The organism is Gelidibacter gilvus (genome assembly GCF_004115975.1).
GTDB lineage: Bacteria > Bacteroidota > Bacteroidia > Flavobacteriales > Flavobacteriaceae > Gelidibacter > Gelidibacter gilvus.
In genome coordinates, this window is sequence record NZ_SDDZ01000007.1 from 153,183 (window position 1) to 175,736 (window position 22,554).

A 22,554-nucleotide genomic window follows, 5' to 3' on the forward strand; every position below is an offset into this window, starting at 1 on the left:
GGTCATGAAAAAATTCATTTGTATTTTCTTTTGTCTCGCCCTTTTCACCTCTACCTACGCACAAACCGACAAACGTCTTAAAGGTCTTGATAAAGATCTCAACACTATTCTTGAAGTCACAAAAGCACCTGGTTTTGCAGTGGCCGTAGTGGATGGTGACAAAATTATTTACTCAAAGGGCTTTGGTTACAGCGATTATGAAAATAAAACACCTGTAGATGCCAATACGCTTTTCGCCATTGGATCATCCACAAAAGCATTTACCTCGGCTATCTTAGGGCAATTGAGATCTGAAGACAAATTATCTTTTGACGACAGTCCCTTAAAACACATTCCCGAATTAAAATTCTATAATGACAATTTAAACAATCACGTCATCATCAAAGACTTGATGCGTCATAGCACAGGCTTGCCACGCCATGATTTAAGCTGGTATTTGTTTCCATCGGCAGATAAGGACAGTCTCATTGCTCGGATTGCCTATCAAGAACCTTTTACGGGTATCCGACAGGAATGGCACTACAATAATTTTATGTTTTTGGCACAAGGGGTCATTGCAGAAAAAATTACGGGCCAATCTTGGGAAGAAAATATCAAAACGCGATTTTTCGAACCTTTGGGGATGTCGCGCTCACAAACCTTATTGAGCGAATTGCAAAAAACCGACAATGCTGCCTTTGGCTATGAACTCAAGAAAGATGGTAAAATCAGCAAAATGGATTATTACGACATTTCAGGCATGAGCCCAGCCGGGAGCATTTACAGCAGTGCCAACGATATGGCAAAATGGCTAAGAATGTGGATCAATAAAGGAAAACACAACGACCAAGAGATTTTATCTGAAGCCTATATTAATGAAGCCATAAGTTCTCAAGTGGTGATGAATGCCGCTTTACCCGAAGAAGAAAACCCCGATCTGTTTTTCGCCAATTATGGGTATGGTTGGATGACCATGTCCTACAGAGGACATTATCGCGTAGAACATGGTGGTAATATTGATGGGTTTTCAGCAAGTGCCGCTTTTTTTCCGAGTGATAAATTAGGGATTGTGGTCTTGGCAAATCAAAATGGTTCTTCAGTGCCCAGCTTAGTAAGAAATACCATTGCAGATAGACTCTTGGGTGGAAAAACCACAGATTGGGTCAAACGTTTTGTTGATGCTCAGGAAAAAGCAAAAAAGATGGAAACCGAATTGAAACTGGAAGACAGCGAAACCACTCAAGTCAAAAACACCAGACCCTCTCATGTGATGCAAGAGTATACAGGAAGTTATGAGAATGCAGGCTATGGCAGTTTTAATATAGTTGTGATAAACGACTCCCTATTTTTGAATTTCAAACGCAAAAAATTGTATTTAAAACATTACCATTATGATGTTTTTGAACCTTATGAAGTGAACAAAACTGGCATTGACACCACTGCCTCAGGCACCATGCGTCTGAACTTTGCAACTGGTGATGGTGGAAATATCATTCAAGTCGCCATGAAAACGGAAGCAGCACTTGACCCAATCGCATTTAAGCGTACGCCAAACACTATAGACGTAAGCTCTGCCGATTTGGAAATGTATGTAGGCGATTACAATTTGATGGGCACCACTTTAAAAATCTACATCAAAAACGAGACAGTACTTTACCTCTTTGTTCCCGGGCAACCAGAATATGAACTGATGCCAACAGAAAAACATAAGTTTTCATTAAAAGTTGCCGATGGCTTTAAAATCGAGTTTTTTGAAACTGACAATACTATTACGGACATGAATCTTATTCAGCCAAATGGGACATTTAAGGCAAAGAAAGAATAAAACAGAAATAAAGATGTTATGGACGGCAGTTTAAGTCATTTCAAAGCCACATTACAAAGACGGAAAGAACGGAAAGATAAAAACACCGGAAAGTTCGGAAAAACACCTTTTCATTCTCATTATAATTCCGGCTCCGAGTACGACTTTCCTAAATTGTCGGTAATGGAAATGGAAGTATTTAAAAAAACCATTAGTGAAAAAATCAAACGACAGCAAAGGAAACAGACCATTTTAAGCTTAACGATCTTGATAGTGATCTGTTGTAGCGTTTGCATTCTGATCCATACCTATCTTTTATAAATACGTACTCAGGACTATTCTTAAAAACAAAATGCTTTTGGTTAAAATCTAAACTAACTGAATTTATCTTGTTATCCATAGTATATGGGTTAAGGTAAACAACACGAAGTCTATTTACTGAAATGCTCCTTCAACTTCTCCATCGGATTTGTAGCTTTATTGATATAGGCATGAAACAAGCTGCTCGCAATTAGAACAAGGGCAGCACCGCCAGCCACATAGGCAATTGTGACTTCCTGCTCATAATTCGCATAAGCAATGGCAATGAGTGCCCAGGCACCAACCAAAGCAAATTCGCGCATGTTTCGGGTCCAAGTGACCATCAAATTAATTATTAAGGCCACAATGATCATGAAAATTGTCCATGCTTCTTCAGACATTCCAAAGCCACTCCACTCTATTTTGGTTAAATAAGAAGACACATTGGCAATACTTGCGACGGTAACCCAGCCACTATAAAAGACAAAAGGCCACCATAAAAATGCGATCACAGAAATGGGCGCATCCCACAATTCCATATCATTGTTCATGACAATTTTTAATAAAGAGAACAACAGCAAAAAGATGAACACACAGGAAAGCCCCGTATAACCGTAAATCCATAAAAACACCCACGCGGAATTGGCCACGCAGGAAATCACAAACCACCAGCCAATTTTTAGTACAAACTCATCATTCCTTACCGGAACAAAAAGACTTCGACCTTGATAAAAGATAAAACCCAAAAGCAATAGGTAAATAAATCCCCAAATGGCAAAAGCGTAGCCTGCCGGAGTGAAAAGTGAGTTTAAATCACGTGAAACTTCACCAATAGTCATGTTATTAATGGCACCGGTATTGGAAAGATAATTGATGATAACGGTGGAAACGAGCGCAAGACCATTGCTAATTTGTAAAACTTTTTTCATAAGAATGTTCTGCAGGATCGCGACATGTTAAATTAAAATCAACTCTTTAATGAAAGATTGAAGCTACGAAATAAGCTGCAATAAATTAACACATTCAATCGAGGTTTTAACTCAAATAAACTCCCGGTATTGAAGCACTCTAAAATCGAACGTATTAAAATTGGGATTCTTGGCTTTTAGATGTTGGTATAAAGGCATTCTGCTGATGGAAATATTGGCAGCACCAGATCCTGAAGTAAGCGAAACCGTTTTGATGGTTCTGCTCTTAAGCTTTGTTGAATTTACTTGAGATGATACGTTTGGTGGCGTTGGAAGGTTTGGCACATCTACCGGGTTCAGTGCGACCGGAAGTTCAAATTTATGGATCCGAGGCACCTCATCAGACACCACTTCCAATTTCAAACCATAAGTTTTCAATTGTTTTCTGAAGAAATATTCCGGGCCATTTTTACTATTGCCGCCCGTAAATAATAAGGTGTCAATATTGGGATACTTTTGAAGATAGCCTATAAGGTTGCGTAAGTGGATGTTGGTCAAGCCCAAATCGGACGCGTTTATCTTTTCACGTTCGGCACTTTCAACAATGTCGCAGATCCCAATTTTATGTTCTATTAGAAAGTTCTTTCGCTGGATAACGGCCTCTTCAGAATTGTCAAACCTCAAATCAAGGTGATAGATTTTGTCAATAAAAAGCCAAAGGGAATTGAAATAACTACCATAACAAAAATCGACATCCTTTTCCAACAGCTCGCCTACCGAAAAACGTGGCGGCGGCAAGGTTCCAACAATCAGTTTTGTGGTATCCTTTTTAATAAATGGCGGATATGGATGCTGATGAAAAAACATTTACAAACCACGATTCAATTTCTCAACTTCAAGGATGGTCTCTTTGTAAATACTTCGGTTCATTTTTGTCATGTTTTGCATTTCCACTTGGAGTTCCTTCAAAATAGCTTTCGCCTCGTTGATTTTATCACTGCTCAATAGCATTTTTGAAAACGCCACACGTTCAATATAGTTAGAGTACGGCCTATCAATGAGTTTTAATAGCGCTTCTGCCTCCTCAGTTCTACCCTTTTCTGCTAAAGCCATCCCATAAAGAAATGGAATTTCTGATTTTTCAAACTCTTTATGGCTTTCCAATCCTTTACTATGTACAATCACCTGATCAAAATCTTTGATATTATAATAAGCTTTGATCAAATGCTCTTTTACAAAGAAGTCATTTTGGGTCGTGTCTTCCAGGGCAATATTATAGTGCTCAATGGCCTTGGAATATTCATTTGCCTCAAGATAGGCATCGGCGAGATTGACCCTATGGAGATAAGTGTCAGCAAAGTCAAGCTTTTCTTCCAATGCTTTTAGTTTATTGGAAGGATTGATTCTCTTCTTTATGTTGTCCTGTATTTTCTCAGGATTGTTCTTTGTGGAAACTTGGGTAACCAAATACGCAAGACAGCCCACTAAGGGCAAAAAAACGATGGCAAGAATCCAATAGAATGATTTTCTATTCTTGAATAGATGATAGATACAAAAGGCTTGAAAAGCAATAATAAAATAAAAATACATCTGTTAAATTATGATTAAAGTCTGAAGGTATCGGTTTGTAGTTCTAAAAATTTAGTACCTTCAGGATTACTTCATTTTAACTACAATTAAACTAAAAACAACATGGGAAAAGGCGATAAAAAAACGAGACGAGGAAAAATCAACCGTGGATCTTACGGCGTAAAACGTCTTAGAATAAAGAAAAGACCAACAACACTTGAAAAAATAAATTTAGAAAAGAAATCTAAAGCTTAAAAGTGGGGTTGATTTTAATTCAATTATCATAAGGCTATCTCGTAAAAACCAATTTATTTTCTACAGATAGCCTTTCTTGAAATCTGTAGTTTTCCACGTCAAAGCCCTTAACGTCATCAATGGTCTTTGCATTATTATCTATAATGTAGCGGGTCATGAGGCCGCGTGCTAATTTGGCATAAATTCCTATGGTCTTATACTCCCCATTTTTCAATTCCTTGAAATCCACATCTACCACCGGAACTTTTAAAGTTTTCCTATCTATTGCTTTAAAATATTCGACACTTGCTAAATTAAGAAATAGTTCGTCATCTTTTAGTTCGGCATTCAAAGCTTTTGTAATATCGGCCTTCCAAAATTCGTATAAATTCTTATCTTTTCCGATGCTTAATTTGGTGCCCATTTCCAATCGGTAAGGCTGCATCAAATCCAACGGTTTCAAAACACCATACAATCCAGAAAGAATGCGCACAGTATCCTGAACCTTCTCTATTTTACTTTTCGGAATGGTATAGGCATCCAGACCTCGGTACACATCGCCGCTAAACGCATAAATTGCAGGTCTTGCATTATCTTTTGTAAATGGCATTTCCCAGTCCTGATTGCGTTCATAATTGAGTTGGCTCAAATCTTTAGAAATCCCCATGAGTTCTGATAGCGCTTTAACCGATTTCTTTTTGAGTACTTTATTGAGACGCTCTGATTGCTTTAAAAACTCAGGTTGCGTGGTTTCATCCGTGGGTAATTCCGTTTCAAAATCTAAGGTTTTCGCTGGTGACAATACAAGTTTCATAGTTTTTCCCACTAAAGTGGCTATCTTTTTATTAGAATTAATCAACTCTTAATATGCAAAGTTACGAATCAAATTGCAATAACTAGGCGACGTATTTGTCAACAACATTTTTTCCGTGCACAAATGCCGAATTTTCTAACTTAATAGGCAAATCAAAGAGATAGTTTATCTATATTATTAATGTGAATTCCAATGAAACAATCATCCATACAGCCGTTTATGACATAGCCACAGCTGGAGATCATTCCGTTATTTCCAGTTTCAAAGTAGGTATTGGCATTGTTTCTTTTGATCAACCATTCACTTTCAGCTTTAGCATAGATATCGTCCAAAGTTAAGGGTTCCGCAGCCTGATTTTTATGACCTCCTACTTCTTGTCCATCCTCAATCCATTCAACATCCTCCTCAGGAATATCGCCTAAATCACCAGGAGCGACATACTTAAAATGCCTCTGAATTACTTTTCCATCAGCTACTGTGATCGTGGTTTCCCATGAAAAACCAACCCAAGAACTGCCGATAACTGTGTATTTATAGGAATTTCCAGATTGTTCTTTAAAATTCAACCATGCTTCACGGCTTTTTTCGAAGTCATTTTGATAGTTTAAATCATCATCAGAGGAGCAAGAAATAACAAAGCCACCGATCATCAAAAATGCAATAAGATAAATTTTACTTCTCATAATTCTATATATTATACGTTAATGATGAGATGTGAATACATTCATTTGGTTGCGTCAAAATAGTGCCTATTTCCTATCTGCAAAGATACAAAACAAAACACTAAGCACCTGTGACACTGCGATAAAGGGCTAACATCTATTCTTTTGTGATACTTATGGAGTCTTGAATACGTAGTTTTGAAGTGGGATATTTTAAATTCCCAACAGAACTGGTATTCTGGCGCTAAGAAAACGATTAGTAAAAACATGTTCTACTAGATGCTTATTGGAAGATAACAGAAATTATAACTTTGATCGGAATTAACGATAGTGATAAAAAGCTATGGCGAAGGCCTTTTATTCTTCCGGTTCCATGTCTTTATGTTTGGCGTAATGTTGCCATTTTGCAATACATTCCATCATATCCTGTGGAATTTCAGAATCGAAACTCATAAACTTCCCTGTTGTAGGATGCTCAAAGCCTAAGGTTTTGGCGTGAAGTGCCTGTCGTGGCAATATTTTGAAGCAATTGTCAACAAACTGTTTGTACTTTGAAAACGTAGTGCCTTTTAAGATTTTCTCTCCACCATAACGCGCATCGTTAAAGAGGGTATGCCCAATATGTTTCATGTGGACACGGATTTGGTGCGTACGACCTGTTTCCAACTTACAGGACACTAAAGTCACGTAGCCCAAACGTTCAATAACTTTATAATGTGTGACGGCAGGCTTGCCCTTGCCTTCATCATCATCTAAATACACCGTGTTTTGCAATCTATTTTTGGGATGTCTGCCAATATTACCTTCAATAGTACCTTCGTCTTCTTCGACATTTCCCCAAACAATCGCGATATACTCGCGCTCACTAGTTTTATTGAAGAATTGCTTTGACAGATTTGCCATGGCAGCTTCGGTTTTGGCAATGACCAACAATCCGCTGGTATCTTTATCAATCCGATGCACCAAACCAGGTCTGTTGCTGGAGTTGTTGGGCAGATTATCAAAATGATAAATTAAGGCATTGATAAGGGTTCCCGAATAATTGCCATGACCAGGATGCACCACCATGCCGGCTTCTTTATTGACCACGAGCAAGTCATCATCTTCATAGACAATATTAAGTGGAATGTCTTCTGGGGTCAGCAAATACTCATAAGGCGGATGCTCAAAAAGCACTCGGATCTCATCAAAAGGTTTGACCTTATAGTTGGATTTTACTGGAATATCATTAACGTAAATACTGCCGTTTTTGGCAGCTGCCTGAATTTTATTACGCGTTGCATTTTCGATAAAATTCATCAGGTATTTATCAATACGCAATGGATTCTGACCTTTTACCGCTGTAAATGCGTAATGCTCATATAAGTCGTCATCGTTTTGATCTTCTAAATCGGGAGTGTTTTCTATCATTCTTCCTCTATACCTCTATTACCATTCCCCAAAACGATATCAATTTTGGAGGTCATGGGCAGTAAATCGCCCGCTTTGACCGATTCGCCTTCAAATGAAATAGATTGTACTTCATCTTTACCAATATCGTCAATGTACGATATTCTGCCTACTTCAAAACCGATGGCTTCTAAAGTTGGTTTGGCTTGACGGAAGGTACGCCCAACCACAATAGGCACTTCCACTTTGCGGTAGCCTGATGGATTTAGGATCAAATATATTTTTCGATCTTCCTTTACCTGGTTTCCTGCTTTTGGATATTGTTCAATTACTGAATATTTAGGATATTTAGGATTATAGTTTGCAGAATCCTGAATTTCCATAGTCAACTGATTATCTTTCAATAAGATTCCAGCCGTTTCAATGGTTTTTCCTGCCAAATCCGGAACCGTTACAAAACTCCCATGGTTGGTGCGATAATCTAACCACTTCAACATTAAGAAAGACAACACTACAAGTGCCACAACAGCAAGTATAATTTGTTTCAAAAATGCTTTACTCGTTAAAAATTTTATTAGACTCATGAAAATTTGTTATAAGTGGCAAAGATATATAAATCCAACCGTTTTTTCTTTTCCTTTTAATGTGATATTTTTGTTTTGAAATATCGTCCATTAATTTACGAATGTATAACCTTTATAACGTCTAAATATTGTTATTTCAATACATGAAATAAAATAGTTTTATTTAAGCATTTATAAACTACCAGAAAAGTATTCGTGTATTTGTAGCCGAAAAGATTAACTTAAATTAGATGCCTACTTTAGTGGTGATTAAAAATGCCTCTGTTTGTTGCAAGATAGGTTTCTAAAACCAAATATGAATTCTAATTAATAAGATTCCCTCCCGACAGTTATCGGGATCGTGGGAAATAAATAAGATTCCCGTTTTCGCGGGAAATAGATATGAAAAAGAACATTGCCATCATCATGGGAGGTTATTCGAGCGAATTCGAGATTTCCCTCAAAAGCGGACAAGTAGTTTATGAAACCCTTGACCCAACCAAATATAATGCTTTTCGCATCCATATTTTTAAAGACAAATGGGTGTATGTCGATGCCAAAAACACCGAACATCCGATAGATAAAAATGACTTTTCTATTTCTGTTGATGGACTCAAAACCAATTTCGACTGTGTATTTAACGCCATACATGGCACTCCTGGAGAAGATGGTTTTATGCAAGGGTATTTGGAACTGCTCGATATTCCACAGACCAGTTGCAACATGTACCAAGCTGCCTTGACCTTTAATAAAAGAGATTGTTTGAGCACTTTAAAACCTTATGGGATTAAGACAGCAGTCTCCTATTATGTAAATCTAGGTGATGCTATTAATGAAGACGCCATTATTGCCAAAGTGGGCTTGCCTTGTTTCGTGAAAGCCAACAAAGCTGGAAGTAGTTTTGGGATCAGTAAAGTCTACAAAAGGGAGGAATTTAACAAAGCACTGGAAGTGGCCTTTAAAGAAGACGATGAAGTGATCATTGAATCCTTTTTAGACGGCGTAGAAGTGTCTGTTGGTGTCATCACATACAAAGGTGAAGTGACCGTTCTGCCCATTACCGAAATTGTGAGCGACAATGATTTTTTTGACTATCAAGCTAAATACTTAGGCCAGTCCCAAGAAATAACCCCAGCAAGGTTGACTGAAGAACAAGAGGAAAAAGTTAGAACGGTGGCCAAAAAAGTCTATGAGATTTTAAAAATGAAAGGCTTTAGTCGCAGTGAATTTATCTTTAAGGATGGCGAACCGCATTTTCTGGAAATTAACACGGTTCCCGGAATGACCGCAGCAAGTATTTTACCACAACAAGCAGCCGCTGCAGGCATTAGTCTAAAGGATTTGTTTGGAAATGCGATTGAAGAGTGTTTGAAAAAATAAGATTCCTAGAGATAAATTACCTGTAAAATCTCTCTGAAAAAGAATTGTATATTTAGATCAAATTAAAAATGAAGATTCCCTCCTACGAGGGAATGATAAAGGTTTATAGATGAAACGAGCACTATTCCCAGGATCCTTTGATCCGCTTACTTTAGGTCATTTTGACATCATCAATCGCGGATTAAAAGTGTTTGATGAAGTGGTGGTTGCCATTGGCATCAATGCCGATAAAAAATATATGTTCACTTTAGAAGAGCGCTTAATTTTCATTAAGGAGGCGTTTAAAGATCAACCTAAAGTTAAAGTGATGACCTATAAGGGTTTGACCATTGACTTTTGTAAGGAAATCGATGCGCAGTTTATTTTAAGAGGCTTACGCAATCCCGCCGATTTCGAATTTGAAAAAGCCATTGCGCATACTAACAGAAAGCTTTCCAAGATAGAAACTGTCTTTTTACTGACTGCGGCAAGTACATCTTATATCTCTTCTTCTATTGTTAGGGATGTGATCAGAAACAATGGGGATTATACGGTTTTGGTACCTGAGAGTGTTGTTATCAAATAATCTTACCTTATAACATCATCTACCGAATTCATTTATATGTATAAGAGATTGAATTTTATTTCAACTGTAGGGTGTGGTTTGAGCAGATTTTAAACTTAACCTTCAGGTTCTTATATTAAGCATATCATATTAAAAAAGCATCAATAGCAAACCATATTTGACTATGATGTTTACAGCTGATGCTTTTCAAGAAAATTGACTAATAGCAACTTGAATATAATACTAAATAAATTCTCAAAATCATTTTATCGACAAACAGTACTAAAAAAAGATAACCCGTAATTGCCTGATAATCGTAGCCCATTTATCTAAAAAGCGAATACTTAAAGAGTTCCTCTCCTATTTCCGTGGAAACATATCATTTCAAATACCCTTCCGCATCCTCCAAAGCCTTTTCAATTCCAGCAGGATTCTTACCACCTGCAGTTGCAAAGAATGGCTGTCCGCCACCACCACCTTGGATATGTTTACCCAATTCGCGCACAATCGTGCCAGCATTTAAACCTTTGCTTTCCACCAATTCTTTGGATATATAACAGGACAATAAGGCCTTTCCATCATTTTCGGCTGCAAACAGCAAGAATAAATTATCGTATTGCTGGCCTATTTCAAAAGAGAGGTCTTTGATTCCTGAGGCATCCAAATCCACTTTTTTGGCAAGAAATTGAACACCATTAACCTCTTTCAATTCGTTTTTAAGATCACCTTTTAAGTTTTTGGCTTTCTCTTTTAATAGACTCTCGATTTGCTTCTTTAATTCGGCATTCTCGCTTTGCAAGTTTTGGATGGCCTTTACGGGTTCTTGGGCGTTATTTAAAAGACCTTTGATTTTATAAAACGCACGGTCATGCTCTTGGTAATAATCCTTTACGGCATCATTTGTGATCGCCTCTATACGACGGATCCCTGAGGCTACTGCACCTTCTGAAATAATCTTAAAATACCAAATATCTGCGGTATTCTTAACATGGGTACCGCCACAAAGCTCAAACGATTTTCCATAACGAACGGTACGAACAGTATCACCATATTTTTCCCCAAAAAGAGCGATGGCACCTTCCTCAATCGCCAATTCCATCGGAATGTTGCGCTGTTCTTGAAGCTGCAATTTTCCATCAATACGAGCATTGACAAAATTTTCAACATCGTTTAATTCCTCTGGAGTCATTTTTGAAAAATGCGAGAAATCAAAACGCAGATACTTTGAATGTACCGCACTTCCCTTTTGCTCTACGTGTTCGCCCAAAACTTCACGTAAGGCTTGATGCAACAAATGCGTTGCGGTATGGTTGGACTCCGTTCTTCTGCGCTGTTTTGCATCTACTGAAGCTTTAAAAGTTCCTCTTAGATCCTTTGGTAAATTTTTAGTGAAATGAATGGCCACGTTGCTTTCCTTCTTAGTATCCAGAATATAAACAATATCACCATTGCTATCGGTCAAATAGCCCTTATCACCAACTTGTCCGCCACCTTCGGCATAAAATGGCGTCAGATTGAATACCAATTGGTACATTTCGCCATCCTTTTTGGAAACTACTTTTCTGTATCGCGCAATTTTCACATTGGTTTCAAGAAAATCATACCCGATAAATTCCTGCACGTCATCTTCCATTAAAACTGTCCAGTCTTCTGTGGACATTTCACTGGCTGCACGAGATCGGTCTTTTTGTTTTTTCATTTCAAGATGAAACCCTTCTTCGTTCAATTCCAGTCCTTTTTCTCTCAGAATCAATGCCGTTAGGTCAAGCGGAAATCCGAAGGTATCGTAAAGTTCAAAAACCTTTTCACCTGAAATAATGTTAGAATTCGATTCTTCAACTACTCTGTTCAATAACACCAAACCTTGATCTAAAGTTCTTAAAAACGATTGTTCTTCTTCTTTAATGACGTTTTCAATCAGTTGTTTCTGTGATTTCAATTCAGGAAAAGCATCCCCCATCTTCTTGCTCAACACATCCACCAAGCGGTAAATAAAAGGGTCTTTCTGATCTAAAAAGGTAAAACTATAGCGAATGGCTCTTCTTAAAATTCGACGGATAACATACCCTGCCCCTGTATTGCTTGGCAACTGTCCGTCAGCAATAGAAAATGCTACGGCACGTACGTGATCGGAAATGACTCGTATGGCAATGTCAACGTCCTCATTCTCTCCATAAGGTTTTTCCGCAATGGTTTCTATCTCACGGATAATTGGTGTAAAGACGTCCGTATCATAATTTGACTGCACACCTTGCAATACCATGCAAAGACGTTCAAAGCCCATGCCTGTATCAATATGTTTTTGTGGTAATGGCTCTAAAGATCCGTTGGCCTTTCTATTGTATTGCATGAACACAAGATTCCATATTTCAACCACTTGAGGGTGATCCATATTCACCAAGGTCTTGCCGTCAACAGCAGCTTTTTCTTCTGCTGAACGGATATCCACATGGATTTCACTACATGGTCCGCATGGGCCTTGCTCGCCCATTTCCCAAAAGTTATCATTCTTATTGCCCATCAAGATGCGATCTTCAGAAATAAAAGATTTCCACAAATCATAAGCTTCCTGATCCATTGGCAAATTATCTTCTTTACTACCTTCAAAGACGGTGACGTAGAGGATGTCTTTATCCACTCCATAAACGTCCACCAAGAGCTCCCAAGCCCAGGCAATAGCTTCTTTCTTAAAATAGTCACCAAAACTCCAGTTACCCAACATTTCAAACAAGGTATGGTGGTAGGTGTCATAACCAACCTCCTCCAAATCGTTGTGCTTGCCTGAAACGCGAAGGCATTTTTGACTATCGGCAATGCGATTATTTTTGGGCTGTGCATTGCCTAAAAAATATTCCTTAAAAGGTGCCATTCCAGAATTGACGAACATTAAAGTAGGATCATCCTTTAAAACCATTGGCGCAGATGGCACAATACTATGTTGTTTGTCCTTAAAGAAGTTTAAAAATGTGGAACGTATGTCTTGAGATTTCATTTTGATAAATTGATGTCTTATTTTTATATTAAAATTGGGATATGACGGATTTTTTCACAAATTTATTTTAAAGTTTGCATATCACAGGCCTAGTTTAATCGAGAATCATTTAGTTTTACTAAATTTACAAATAAAATATTTTGTAGGTTTGTTCGTTTGGTTCATGTGTAAAGACCATTTACAGTCTTTTTAACTGTGCAAAAATAGTATAAATTAGGAAATGAGTAAGGTAAAATATTATTACGATTCTGATACCCTCTCTTATAAGAAAATAGAGCGTAGAAAAAGGAATACTTTTAAGTATGCCTCCATTTTCATTTTAGGCTCAGCCTTGTTTGGTTTCTTATTTGTGTTTTTGGCGAGTCAGTTCATTCAATCGCCCAAAGAACGTGCTTTGGCAAGAGAACTCCAGCATATGGAATTGCAATATCAATTGCTTAACAGAAAAATGGATGAGGCACAATCTGTTTTGGCCAATGTTGAACAACGTGACAACGCCATTTACCGTCTCTATTTTGCAGCCAATCCTATTCCAGAAGAACAGCGTAAAGCGGGTTTTGGTGGGATCAATCGGTATAAAGCATTGGAAGGTTTTGATAATTCAAAAATAATTATTGAAGCCAATAGACGTATGGACATCTTACAAAAACAAATTGTAGTCCAGTCCAAATCTTTAGATGAAATAGCCGTTTTAGCTGAGGATAAAGAGAAATTCTTAGCATCCATTCCAGCAATTCAGCCTATAAACATTGACGATTTAACTCGGATGGCTTCAGGTTATGGCTACCGGACCGATCCATTTACGAAGGTTAGAAAGTTTCATTACGGCATGGATTTTACCGCACCACAAGGCACACCAATTTATGCTGCAGGAGATGGCGTCGTGACACGGGCAGATAATTCTGCAACTGGTTATGGCAACCACATCCGCATTGATCATGGCTATGGCTATGTCACATTATACGCCCACTTGTACAAATATAATGTACGTGCAAATCAAAAGGTGAAACGCGGTGATTTAATTGGTTTTGTTGGTAGTACAGGACGTTCGGAAGCGCCACATTTACATTATGAAGTATTTAAGGATGATGATCGCATCAATCCTATCAATTTCTATTATGGTAACTTATCTGCCGAAGAATACAGCAAATTATTGGAGCACGCTGCCCTAGAAAATCAATCCCTGGATTAATATGCTGATCGATCTTCCAGAAAAAAGGTATTATGGTATTGGCGAAGTGGCCAAAGCTTTTAAGGTCAATACATCCTTGATCCGATTTTGGGAAAAGGAATTTGACATCTTAAAACCAAAAAAGAATGCTAAGGGCAACCGAAAGTTCACACCAGAAGACATAAAAAATCTTCAGTTTATTTACCATTTGGTCAAAGTAAGGGGGTTTACCCTTGAAGGTGCAAAGACGCATCTAAAAGAACAAAAACAAGAAGCGCTCAGCACATTCGAAATTATCAGTAAATTAAAAGGCATAAAAGCTCAACTTATAAAAATTAAAACACAACTCTAAAACCAATATCACATGAAAAAATGGCTCGTTCCTGTAATTATCATTGCATTAATTGCAATAGCACTTTACTCTTGGGGAAAAAACTTTAACAATACAGCGGTAGAACTCAAAGAAACTGCCACGAGAAGCTGGGGCGATGTTGAAAGCAGCTACCAACGCCGTAATGACCTTATTGGCAATCTTGTGAAAACAGTGCAAGGTGCCGCCGATTTTGAGCGTACCACATTGACTGAAGTTATTGAAGCAAGAGCAAAAGCAACATCTACAACCATTGACGCCAACAATTTGACTCCAGAAAACATGGCTCAATTTCAAGAAGCACAAAGCGGATTAAGCGGTGCCTTATCAAAACTTTTGGTATCTGTGGAGCGTTATCCAGAATTAAAAGCGAATCAAAACTTCCTGGAATTACAGTCGCAATTGGAAGGTACCGAAAACAGGATCAACGTTGCGAGAGATCGTTTTAACGGCAACGTGGAACCTTATAATAAACACATCAAAACCTTCCCTAACAGTGTGTTGGCAGGTCTTTTTAATTTTGATGACATGAGTTACTATAAGGCAGATGCAGGCGCTGAGAACGCTCCAGACGTAGATTTTGATTTTAAATAAATCGGTCTCATGATTCAAGTACTACTACTTGCATTCAAAGCCCAAATATCTATAAAAAGAAACTAGAAGAATGTCTAAAATAGAAGATTTCCTTACCGCAGCAGAGGAGCAACAAGTGATTGATGCCATCAGAACTGCAGAAAAGAATACCTCAGGAGAAATACGTGTACATCTCGAAAAAACCTCTAAAAAGGATTCCTATGAACGTGCATTGGAAGTATTCCGTATGCTTAAAATGGACAATACAAAACTCCAAAATGGTGTGTTGATCTACGTTGCTGTAGAAGATAAGAACTTTGTGATTTTTGGTGATGAGGGCATTAACGATGTTGTAGATGATGATTTTTGGGAAAGCACCAAAAACGTGATGCAAGGCCATTTTAAAAGAGGCCATTTCAAACAAGGATTAGTCGATGGCATTTTGAAAGCAGGCAAACAATTGGAAACTTATTTTCCATGGGAAACCGGCGATAAAAATGAAATTTCTGATGATATCTCCATAGGATAATAAATTAAATATGCAGTTAGCAGTCAACAGTCAGGAACTATATAATTTCAAAAAAAGCGTTTTTAAACGCTTTCTTTTTAGCGTACTGTTGGTTTTATGCAGTATCCAACTGGGATATTCCCAATTTAACATCCCTGATAAACCATCAAAAACCACGGAGCAAACGAGTGTTTACCAATTCATTCCATTATTATCCGAAAGTCAGAAAAATAGTCTAGAACAAAAGCTGATAAAATATTCGGATACTACCTCCACACAGATTGTTATTGCGATAATAAGTTCTACACAAGGAGAAAACATCAATTACTTAGGTGCACAATGGGGACAAAAATGGGGCATTGGGCAAGAAAAAGAAGACAATGGCATTTTGATCCTGTTGGCTAGAGACGACCGTAAAATTGCGATCAGCACAGGATACGGCACAGAACATTTATTGACAGACGCCATGTCCAAACGGATCATTGAGCGTGATATCCTCCCCTATTTTAGACAAAACGATTACTACGGCGGCCTCAATCGAGGTGCTGATGCTATTTTTGAAGTGATGACCGGTGAATATCAAGGCACGCGACAAAACAACTCGGAGGAGGGAATTCCCGTTGGATTTATTTTCCTTCTCTTTATCATCTTCATCATCATTATGATTTCCATTTCCAAGAACAACAAAGGTGGTGGCGGGCCAGGCAGCAAGAGAGGCGGCGATTTTAGTATCTGGGATGCCATAATCTTAAGCAATCTGGGACGAGGCGGTTTTGGCGGCGGCGGTAGATCATCAGGAGGTGGTTTTGGCGGCGGCTTCGGCGGAGGTGGTGGTTTCGGAGGTGGATTTGGTGGCGGTGGCTTTGGAGGTGGCGGCGCTTCTGGAGGATGGTAGGATTTCAGTTGGCAGTCTGGTAGTGGTCAATCTGCAGATAGCAGTGGTCCCGCATTCGCAAATGCTACGGACGGGCAGGCAGTGGTTTAAGTTAAAAATATTTTATGTTCCGAATTCAACTTCAACTAGGATACTGAGCTTGTCGAAGTATCAATTTCAACTTCTAATATGTCTTCATACAAACCAAAAAACTACAATTCCCTATCGCCATATCTCATTGTGGACGATGCGGAAAAACTTGTCGATCTTTTAAAAATCGTTTTTGATGCTAAGGAATTAAGACGGTATCACCGAGAGGATGGCTCCATAATGCACTTGGAGCTCCAACTGGATGATTCTGTAATGATGATCAGCGACAGTACAGAAAATTATCCCGCTATTACTGCGATGTTGCACATTTATGTCCCCGATGTTTTTGAAACCTTTGATTTGGCTATAGAAAATGATTGTCTTCTTTTAGAGCGGCCAACAACCAAAGCCGATGACACAGATGCTAGAGGTGCTTTTATGGATTATGCTGGGAACTATTGGTCGGTGAGCACACAACAAGACATAACAATTCAATGACAAACTTTCATAGCTATACCAGGATTTAATGCTTAATTTTGTACCTCGCCAAGAGGCCGTTCATCGATTATACTCTAAATCACTTGCATTTTATCGGATATTTAATACCTTTAATAGATGATTTAGAGTATTTATATGTAAATTATTTAAATTCAAAGAGAGTCAAACCCCAAATTGATCTACTTATGGAAACAAATGCTAATCATTTTAGTAATAGCGATATTACTATTACTTACGAACCATCTGTTTGCATCAACGCTGGACGTTGTGCGAAAGAACTTTCCGATGTATTTAGAAATTCAGTAATCCCATGGATTGACATAGATGGCGCTCCATCTGAAAGAATCATTGATCAAGTCAGAAAATGTCCATCAGGTGCCCTGAAAGTTTATCTTAATCAGAAAGTAGCCTAATCATTAACAGTCAAAAGAAAATCCCTTTGAATTTAATTTCAAAGGGATTTTTTTATGAGGTTATTTCGTTATGAAATTATTTAATGATCAACTTTTGTGTTTTAACTTGATTGTCGTTATTAAGCTTTATAACATAAACACCCCTACTCATTGTGGAGATATCCATGGTGTTCTCCGTAACATGAGGATTAAGAGCTTGACTCAAAACCAATCGGCCTTGTAGGTCATAAAGATGTGCGGTTGTTGCTGATGTCAATTGGCCTCTAATCACCAAGACCTTAGGAATAAACGTCGTGTAAATGCGTAAATTATCATTAATATCCATATCTATAATAGATAACGTTCGAGATGAATAATGTACTCTAAACCGATCCGCATCATTCATATCAGATTCTGGTGTAAAGGTATAGGCGCCATTGTTCAATAAGGTCAACGTATTGTCTTGCCTGTCTTCCAAATACACATTAATACTTTTTGGAATGGTGGAAAGGGCATCAATATTTATTTTCAGATCGACGCCCGCTTTAGATTTAATTCCTAAAGACACAATAACATCGTTAAAATCGTCATAAGGTAATGACTGGATGGCAATGTCAAGATCTGTTTGACCTTCCACCAAATTGGTAAATATTGAAAAATCGACATCTTTAGCTGAATAAACTGAAGCGTCATAACCCGGATCTAATCCTCTGGAGGTTCCTTCGATAAAATAAATTTTCGTTGATTCGGTACTGGAAGCGTAGCTTAATTCAAGCGTACTTAATACCTTCGATAAACTTGAAGATCTGTTAGGAATAAAATCATCAGAAGCTCCAATTCTCCTCATTGCTGGTGTAAACTGGACATTAATTATATCTCCAACAGGTTTTGCTTTAACAAAGAATGCTTGACCAGGCGCAATTAGAACGCCCTCTTCGGTTGTAGCAAAATTTAAGATCTCCCATTTATCTGATGCACCACCGTTATATCCATAAATTGCTTGAAAGGCTTCTTCGGCATCAAAAGCATGCAAATTAGTATTAAAGAATGTATGAAAATCAATATAAGATGGATATGGATTTCCAATTAAATTCCAAGCTTTTCCTTTGGATGCATTTGAAATAGGAACATTAACATTCGTTTTACTAGTCCTACCTGTAAAGATTAAAGTGCTTCCATGAGTGGTTGCGACTCGGTAGCCAACTCCTGAATTTATTATTGTTGAGGCATTTGTCTGGATATTATAATTTTGATAGAAGCCGGTAGTAGTAATAAAAGGCGCAAATGCTAATGTATTTCCCGTAGTTGCCAATTGATCTTGATTTGCAGAGGCAAAAGATCCAAAAACCTGACTTTCTACAGGGGCAGAAATTAAATCATTTCCACCCCCTGCGGAAGTTCCCATTTTATTGACATAACGCTCATAATTGATGGCTCTATCAATTTCACCATTCAAAATTAAACTAGAATACACCTGAGATGTTGATTTTAAAGTAATAGTGTTGGCGGTTATTTTCACTCCTTGATCCACAGTTAAAGCTGCACCAGGTTCAACAATTAAATCATGACAAAAGGTATTTTTAGAAATTACGCTTTCACCTGAAATAATTCTGATATTATTATTTGAAGTGGCTATACCACTTGGATCTCTCGGAGACCATGTACCATTATAAATATAAGTAATTGCAGGAGTAACATTTATCTGAATTGTCTTGACGCATTTTGCATCAACTGCTCTGATAACTGTAATTTCCGCAGCAGATGCCCAAGCCTGTCCTGAAACAGCTGGTTTCCGCGCTACAAAGCGCACATATCTTGCGGAAGTTTCGGGAAAACTAACCGTAATTAAATCCTTATTATTTCCTCCTATACCATTTGCAATCCGGTTGCCCCAGTTGGATGTGGAATTACTCACATAAATATCAAAATCACCTATCCTTCCATTTTCATTATTTTGACGCGGCAGGTAAGTAAAGCCAGTCAATATTGAATTGGGACCCATATCTAATTGCAGTTCATGTGGGTATCCCGGGTTTGCTCCTCCTTTTGTAGACCACTCCGTATGCCAATAGGTATTAGGATTGCCATCCAGAGCATATGATGCAGGGGCAGTTTCATCAACAGTCTCTTGACTATCCACAAAAATTAATTTTGGAGCCACTTCCTCGCCTCCTGCGAGGTTTGATGGCCAAATTGAATATACCCCAGCCTGAGCGGTGGTGATATTATTAATGATAGGACTACTGAGAACAGCGCCATCTGGATTGGTCACGGTATAATCCACATTATTTAAATTAAGGAACAATCCAACATCATCACCCTCAGTGACCGATATTTCTATGGTTTCACTACCTCTTTGACCATTTATTTCATAAACTATCGCTAAATTTTCACAAGCGTTGTCTTCAATGATGGGGTCAATTAATTCCAACTCCTGATTATAAATGCTTAATACTTCTTGTTGTGTCAGTGCAACATTATATAATTTAAACTTGTCCATACTGCCATCAAGTTCATCAGTAATACCACTTTTGTTTCCATAACTCACAACAGGAGCTGCACGTTTATCATAAAAACCAGAAAGTGTAAATGTGCTATATAAAGGGTCTTGCGTATTTATCCTTAAGTCACCTGTTACGGTGTTCCTACAGATTTCTCGGCCATTGACATAAAGTATAGCAGTACCGCCATCATAAGTCCCTACAATATGCTCCCATTCACCAGGTGTATATGTTCCAATATAACAACTTGCCCGACCACCACTCTTCGTGTAAAATTCTAACTTATACATTGAATTATGATAACCAAAGAAAAAGGATGAATAATCATGTGCAAAAATAGCCACATTTGGAATTTTCCCATTTTGAGGAATGACACTTCCTTCCTTCCTATTGACCCAAGCCATGACCGTTATTTTATTTTTCAATGACGCTAACGAGGCGGAAGAGGGAATTTCCACAATCGAATTACTGGTGTGTTCCAAACCATCCATTTGAAGGGAAGTCCCTGGAACACCAAATTCATTCCAATAATCACCACTAAGTGCTACCGGATTCCCATTATTATCACGTTGTTTAATTTGACCATTATTTTTTTTCCCCGAGGTGTCTTCAATCAAAGATCCACTTCCCTCAGAAAATTCAAATTCTACCAATAAATTATCAGGATTAACTATCGCATCTGGAGGACCTACCAAAACGGTTTTGGAAATGCTCGGTACTCCGTCTGAATTTATTGCGAACAACATATAATAACCCGGAGGCATCAAATTTGCATTGGGCATATCTAATTGATAATTCCCATTACTTCCTGTAAATGCTACAGGAATTCTGCGTTGTTCATTATTAACACTATGGGTTGCCGATGACATTCTTACGAAAGCAAATTCAGCAATGGCAGGTGTGCTTTTGACAGCTAATGATCTTCCATAAAAGGCCTCCAATGGGGCATTTAACGTAGGACGAACCGCCAACTGACCATTAGCATTAAATAAGTAGGGAGGGCTATAAATTTCCGCATCGGGATGATTAGCACCTGCGGGAGGACAATGGTCACCACAGAGACCGCCGCCACCCATAAATACACGACCATCGTTTAATAGAATAGCCGCGCTATGATAGGTTCTTGGAACTTGCATACTTGCCAAAGTTCTAAACGAATTAGTATCTGGATTATATAGCTCAGCAGACAAATAAGCACCCGCATCTGAAAATACCTTGGACGTTCTCATACCTCCCAAAACCAAGACTTCTCCGGTAGGAAGCACTACACTACTCACATAAATTCTCGCATGTTGCATATCATTTGAGGTAGGAGAAACTGAAACAACATCTCCATTATTTATAGAAATTACATAACCTTTAGTACTACCAGTACTCCCACCATCATAGGAGCCAGTGCCTCCTACTTTTAAAATCTTTCCAATATCAAACATTACGGCGTTACCATTCATTGAAGATCTATCATCGCCTCTTCGCCCCATCTCTCTTGAGGAACCATTACCTGAAACATCAATCCAATGCATGGTTTCACCAGGACCAGCATGAAAAACTTTACCATTAGGTGCGGCAAATAGCCAAGCATGGTTATCCAATCTATATGTCCCTGCTGGCTCTCTGTTCCTATCATTGGTATTCCAAAGTAACTCACCTGGCAAGCCATTAAGTACACGCCAACCTGATCCCTTCGTCCACATCTCTGCAGCTCTCCCTCCATAAGCTCCGCCACTCCAGGAACCACCTATAGTCAACGCCGATCCATTTGCCAAGGTAACTGCACCTTGATAGCCTCTTCCAATATTCAGGTTCTCTGCCCTAATCCAGGTTTCTGTATTAGGGTCATAAATACTGGCACGTTGACTGGAGCTTCCTCCTGTAGCTAAAATTCTGCCATCCGGCAGATTGTTAATACCTGGACAAAACATATCGTGATTGGTATCTGTCCTAGTGCTTGGCAGAACCCTACCATCTTTGCCAATGGAAGGGTCAAAAATTTGAGTAAAGGTAAAACCATCGTTACCTCCAAAATCATCATGATACTTGGATGACCAGGTCAGCAATCTACCATCTGGCAAATTGGCTAAAGCAACTGGTACAATTTGGAAAGGGATTGGTTCACTCCAATGTCCAATTAACCCAGGGTTTTGAGCAAAAGTTTTAAAAGCTATTAATAGTAATAGAGAGATAAAAGTTGAATAAGCACGGTTATTCATAGTAGTATGAATTTAAATTAGGAAACTGGTCAATTATGCGGAAGCTTGAAGATCTGAGGAATGTGCTTAGCCTACATTTAAAGTACAATCTTAAATTCACGTCCTAGCATTTTCAAGTCAAACTACCGTTTTTTCCGACAAAGCATTTGATTTAACAAAAAACAGAGTCTTTGAAACCCCTAAAAGTCAATAGCTTACCTCTTTAAATTCTAATAACAGGGCTCATATC

The 22,554-nt window shown here is 38.3% G+C and carries 21 protein-coding genes; 12 read left to right on the forward strand and 9 right to left on the reverse strand.

Annotated features, from left to right (window positions below; genetic code table 11):
• Positions 1-4: 4 nt before the first annotated feature.
• Together ESZ48_RS12830 and ESZ48_RS12835 are read left to right on the forward strand one after the other, a co-directional pair.
• Complete coding sequence (locus ESZ48_RS12830; protein WP_129017890.1) at positions 5-1,804, forward strand: serine hydrolase; 1,800 nt, start codon at positions 5-7, stop codon at positions 1,802-1,804.
• Between the two features lie 18 nt (positions 1,805-1,822).
• Entirely contained in the window at positions 1,823-2,104 is a 282-nt protein-coding gene (locus ESZ48_RS12835; protein WP_129017891.1) for a hypothetical protein, read from the forward strand.
• Positions 2,105-2,214: 110 nt separating this feature from the next.
• On the opposite strand, the gene ESZ48_RS12840 is transcribed toward ESZ48_RS12835, so the two are convergent.
• The 3 genes from ESZ48_RS12840 to ESZ48_RS12850 form a co-directional block, all read right to left on the reverse strand.
• Positions 2,215-3,012, reverse strand: a complete 798-nt coding sequence (locus tag ESZ48_RS12840; RefSeq protein WP_129017892.1) for a tryptophan-rich sensory protein — start codon at positions 3,010-3,012, stop codon at positions 2,215-2,217.
• A 111-nt stretch (positions 3,013-3,123) separates the two neighbouring features.
• The gene (locus tag ESZ48_RS12845) at positions 3,124-3,858 is read right to left on the reverse strand and encodes a uracil-DNA glycosylase family protein (RefSeq protein WP_129017893.1); all 735 of its coding nucleotides are present in this window, start codon (positions 3,856-3,858) and stop codon (positions 3,124-3,126) included.
• On the reverse strand, positions 3,859-4,581 hold the full coding sequence (locus ESZ48_RS12850) for a PLDc N-terminal domain-containing protein (protein ID WP_129017894.1): 723 nt from the start codon (positions 4,579-4,581) through the stop codon (positions 3,859-3,861).
• Positions 4,582-4,683: 102 nt separating this feature from the next.
• On the opposite strand from ESZ48_RS12850, the gene ESZ48_RS12855 reads away from it, so the two are divergent.
• Positions 4,684-4,815: a 30S ribosomal protein THX gene (locus tag ESZ48_RS12855; protein ID WP_129017895.1), complete on the forward strand. Its 132-nt coding sequence runs from the start codon at positions 4,684-4,686 to the stop codon at positions 4,813-4,815.
• Positions 4,816-4,849: 34 nt separating this feature from the next.
• On the opposite strand, the gene yaaA is transcribed toward ESZ48_RS12855, so the two are convergent.
• The 4 genes from yaaA to ESZ48_RS12875 form a co-directional block, all read right to left on the reverse strand.
• On the reverse strand, positions 4,850-5,608 hold the full coding sequence (gene yaaA, locus ESZ48_RS12860; RefSeq protein ID WP_129017896.1) for a peroxide stress protein YaaA: 759 nt from the start codon (positions 5,606-5,608) through the stop codon (positions 4,850-4,852).
• Between the two features lie 152 nt (positions 5,609-5,760).
• Positions 5,761-6,291 (reverse strand): hypothetical protein, encoded by a 531-nt coding sequence (locus tag ESZ48_RS12865; protein ID WP_129017897.1) that lies wholly within the window; start codon positions 6,289-6,291, stop codon positions 5,761-5,763.
• A gap of 336 nt (positions 6,292-6,627) precedes the next feature.
• Positions 6,628-7,680, reverse strand: a complete 1,053-nt coding sequence (locus ESZ48_RS12870) for an RluA family pseudouridine synthase (protein ID WP_129017898.1) — start codon at positions 7,678-7,680, stop codon at positions 6,628-6,630.
• On the reverse strand, positions 7,677-8,243 hold the full coding sequence (locus ESZ48_RS12875) for a PASTA domain-containing protein (protein ID WP_129017899.1): 567 nt from the start codon (positions 8,241-8,243) through the stop codon (positions 7,677-7,679). Before ESZ48_RS12875 ends, ESZ48_RS12870 begins: the two co-directional genes overlap by 4 nt.
• A 381-nt stretch (positions 8,244-8,624) precedes the next feature.
• Here ESZ48_RS12875 and ESZ48_RS12880 point away from each other — a divergent pair, with 381 nt between their 5' ends.
• Positions 8,625-9,602 (forward strand): D-alanine--D-alanine ligase, encoded by a 978-nt coding sequence (locus tag ESZ48_RS12880; protein WP_129017900.1) that lies wholly within the window; start codon positions 8,625-8,627, stop codon positions 9,600-9,602.
• A 109-nt stretch (positions 9,603-9,711) separates the two neighbouring features.
• Positions 9,712-10,167: a pantetheine-phosphate adenylyltransferase gene (coaD, locus tag ESZ48_RS12885; RefSeq protein WP_129017901.1), complete on the forward strand. Its 456-nt coding sequence runs from the start codon at positions 9,712-9,714 to the stop codon at positions 10,165-10,167.
• Between the two features lie 358 nt (positions 10,168-10,525).
• Here the strand turns inward: coaD and alaS are convergent, their stop codons facing one another.
• Positions 10,526-13,138, reverse strand: coding sequence for an alanine--tRNA ligase (gene alaS, locus ESZ48_RS12890; protein ID WP_129017902.1), 2,613 nt, complete (start codon positions 13,136-13,138; stop codon positions 10,526-10,528).
• A 220-nt stretch (positions 13,139-13,358) separates the two neighbouring features.
• Here alaS and ESZ48_RS12895 point away from each other — a divergent pair, with 220 nt between their 5' ends.
• The 7 genes from ESZ48_RS12895 (at position 13,359) to ESZ48_RS12925 (ending at position 17,635) form a co-directional block, all read left to right on the forward strand.
• Positions 13,359-14,330, forward strand: a complete 972-nt coding sequence (locus tag ESZ48_RS12895; RefSeq protein ID WP_129017903.1) for a M23 family metallopeptidase — start codon at positions 13,359-13,361, stop codon at positions 14,328-14,330.
• A gap of 1 nt (position 14,331) precedes the next feature.
• Positions 14,332-14,661 carry a MerR family transcriptional regulator gene (locus tag ESZ48_RS12900; RefSeq protein ID WP_129017904.1) on the forward strand — a complete coding sequence of 110 codons (330 nt, stop codon included), beginning with the start codon at positions 14,332-14,334 and terminating at the stop codon, positions 14,659-14,661.
• A gap of 12 nt (positions 14,662-14,673) precedes the next feature.
• The gene (locus ESZ48_RS12905; protein WP_129017905.1) at positions 14,674-15,273 is read left to right on the forward strand and encodes a LemA family protein; all 600 of its coding nucleotides are present in this window, start codon (positions 14,674-14,676) and stop codon (positions 15,271-15,273) included.
• A gap of 70 nt (positions 15,274-15,343) precedes the next feature.
• Positions 15,344-15,781, forward strand: coding sequence for a TPM domain-containing protein (locus ESZ48_RS12910; protein ID WP_129017906.1), 438 nt, complete (start codon positions 15,344-15,346; stop codon positions 15,779-15,781).
• 10 nt (positions 15,782-15,791) lie between these two features.
• A complete protein-coding gene (locus tag ESZ48_RS12915) occupies positions 15,792-16,655 on the forward strand; it encodes a TPM domain-containing protein (protein WP_129017907.1) in 864 nt (287 codons plus the stop codon).
• A gap of 168 nt (positions 16,656-16,823) precedes the next feature.
• On the forward strand, positions 16,824-17,222 hold the full coding sequence (locus ESZ48_RS12920) for a VOC family protein (protein WP_129017908.1): 399 nt from the start codon (positions 16,824-16,826) through the stop codon (positions 17,220-17,222).
• 185 nt (positions 17,223-17,407) lie between these two features.
• A complete protein-coding gene (locus ESZ48_RS12925; RefSeq protein WP_129017909.1) occupies positions 17,408-17,635 on the forward strand; it encodes a (4Fe-4S)-binding protein in 228 nt (75 codons plus the stop codon).
• 76 nt (positions 17,636-17,711) lie between these two features.
• On the opposite strand, the gene ESZ48_RS12930 is transcribed toward ESZ48_RS12925, so the two are convergent.
• Complete coding sequence (locus ESZ48_RS12930; RefSeq protein ID WP_129017910.1) at positions 17,712-22,325, reverse strand: discoidin domain-containing protein; 4,614 nt, start codon at positions 22,323-22,325, stop codon at positions 17,712-17,714.
• Between the last annotated feature and the right edge of the window lie 229 nt (positions 22,326-22,554).

Coding starts and splice junctions, on each gene's coding strand:
- ESZ48_RS12830 (WP_129017890.1), top strand. CDS start 5: ATGAAAAAATTCATTTGTATTTTCTTTTGTCTCGCCCTTTTCACCTCT.
- ESZ48_RS12835 (WP_129017891.1), top strand. CDS start 1,823: ATGGACGGCAGTTTAAGTCATTTCAAAGCCACATTACAAAGACGGAAA.
- ESZ48_RS12840 (WP_129017892.1), bottom strand. CDS start 3,012: ATGAAAAAAGTTTTACAAATTAGCAATGGTCTTGCGCTCGTTTCCACC.
- ESZ48_RS12845 (WP_129017893.1), bottom strand. CDS start 3,858: ATGTTTTTTCATCAGCATCCATATCCGCCATTTATTAAAAAGGATACC.
- ESZ48_RS12850 (WP_129017894.1), bottom strand. CDS start 4,581: ATGTATTTTTATTTTATTATTGCTTTTCAAGCCTTTTGTATCTATCAT.
- ESZ48_RS12855 (WP_129017895.1), top strand. CDS start 4,684: ATGGGAAAAGGCGATAAAAAAACGAGACGAGGAAAAATCAACCGTGGA.
- yaaA (WP_129017896.1), bottom strand. CDS start 5,608: ATGAAACTTGTATTGTCACCAGCGAAAACCTTAGATTTTGAAACGGAA.
- ESZ48_RS12865 (WP_129017897.1), bottom strand. CDS start 6,291: ATGAGAAGTAAAATTTATCTTATTGCATTTTTGATGATCGGTGGCTTT.
- ESZ48_RS12870 (WP_129017898.1), bottom strand. CDS start 7,680: ATGATAGAAAACACTCCCGATTTAGAAGATCAAAACGATGACGACTTA.
- ESZ48_RS12875 (WP_129017899.1), bottom strand. CDS start 8,243: ATGAGTCTAATAAAATTTTTAACGAGTAAAGCATTTTTGAAACAAATT.
- ESZ48_RS12880 (WP_129017900.1), top strand. CDS start 8,625: ATGAAAAAGAACATTGCCATCATCATGGGAGGTTATTCGAGCGAATTC.
- coaD (WP_129017901.1), top strand. CDS start 9,712: ATGAAACGAGCACTATTCCCAGGATCCTTTGATCCGCTTACTTTAGGT.
- alaS (WP_129017902.1), bottom strand. CDS start 13,138: ATGAAATCTCAAGACATACGTTCCACATTTTTAAACTTCTTTAAGGAC.
- ESZ48_RS12895 (WP_129017903.1), top strand. CDS start 13,359: ATGAGTAAGGTAAAATATTATTACGATTCTGATACCCTCTCTTATAAG.
- ESZ48_RS12900 (WP_129017904.1), top strand. CDS start 14,332: ATGCTGATCGATCTTCCAGAAAAAAGGTATTATGGTATTGGCGAAGTG.
- ESZ48_RS12905 (WP_129017905.1), top strand. CDS start 14,674: ATGAAAAAATGGCTCGTTCCTGTAATTATCATTGCATTAATTGCAATA.
- ESZ48_RS12910 (WP_129017906.1), top strand. CDS start 15,344: ATGTCTAAAATAGAAGATTTCCTTACCGCAGCAGAGGAGCAACAAGTG.
- ESZ48_RS12915 (WP_129017907.1), top strand. CDS start 15,792: ATGCAGTTAGCAGTCAACAGTCAGGAACTATATAATTTCAAAAAAAGC.
- ESZ48_RS12920 (WP_129017908.1), top strand. CDS start 16,824: ATGTCTTCATACAAACCAAAAAACTACAATTCCCTATCGCCATATCTC.
- ESZ48_RS12925 (WP_129017909.1), top strand. CDS start 17,408: ATGGAAACAAATGCTAATCATTTTAGTAATAGCGATATTACTATTACT.
- ESZ48_RS12930 (WP_129017910.1), bottom strand. CDS start 22,325: ATGAATAACCGTGCTTATTCAACTTTTATCTCTCTATTACTATTAATA.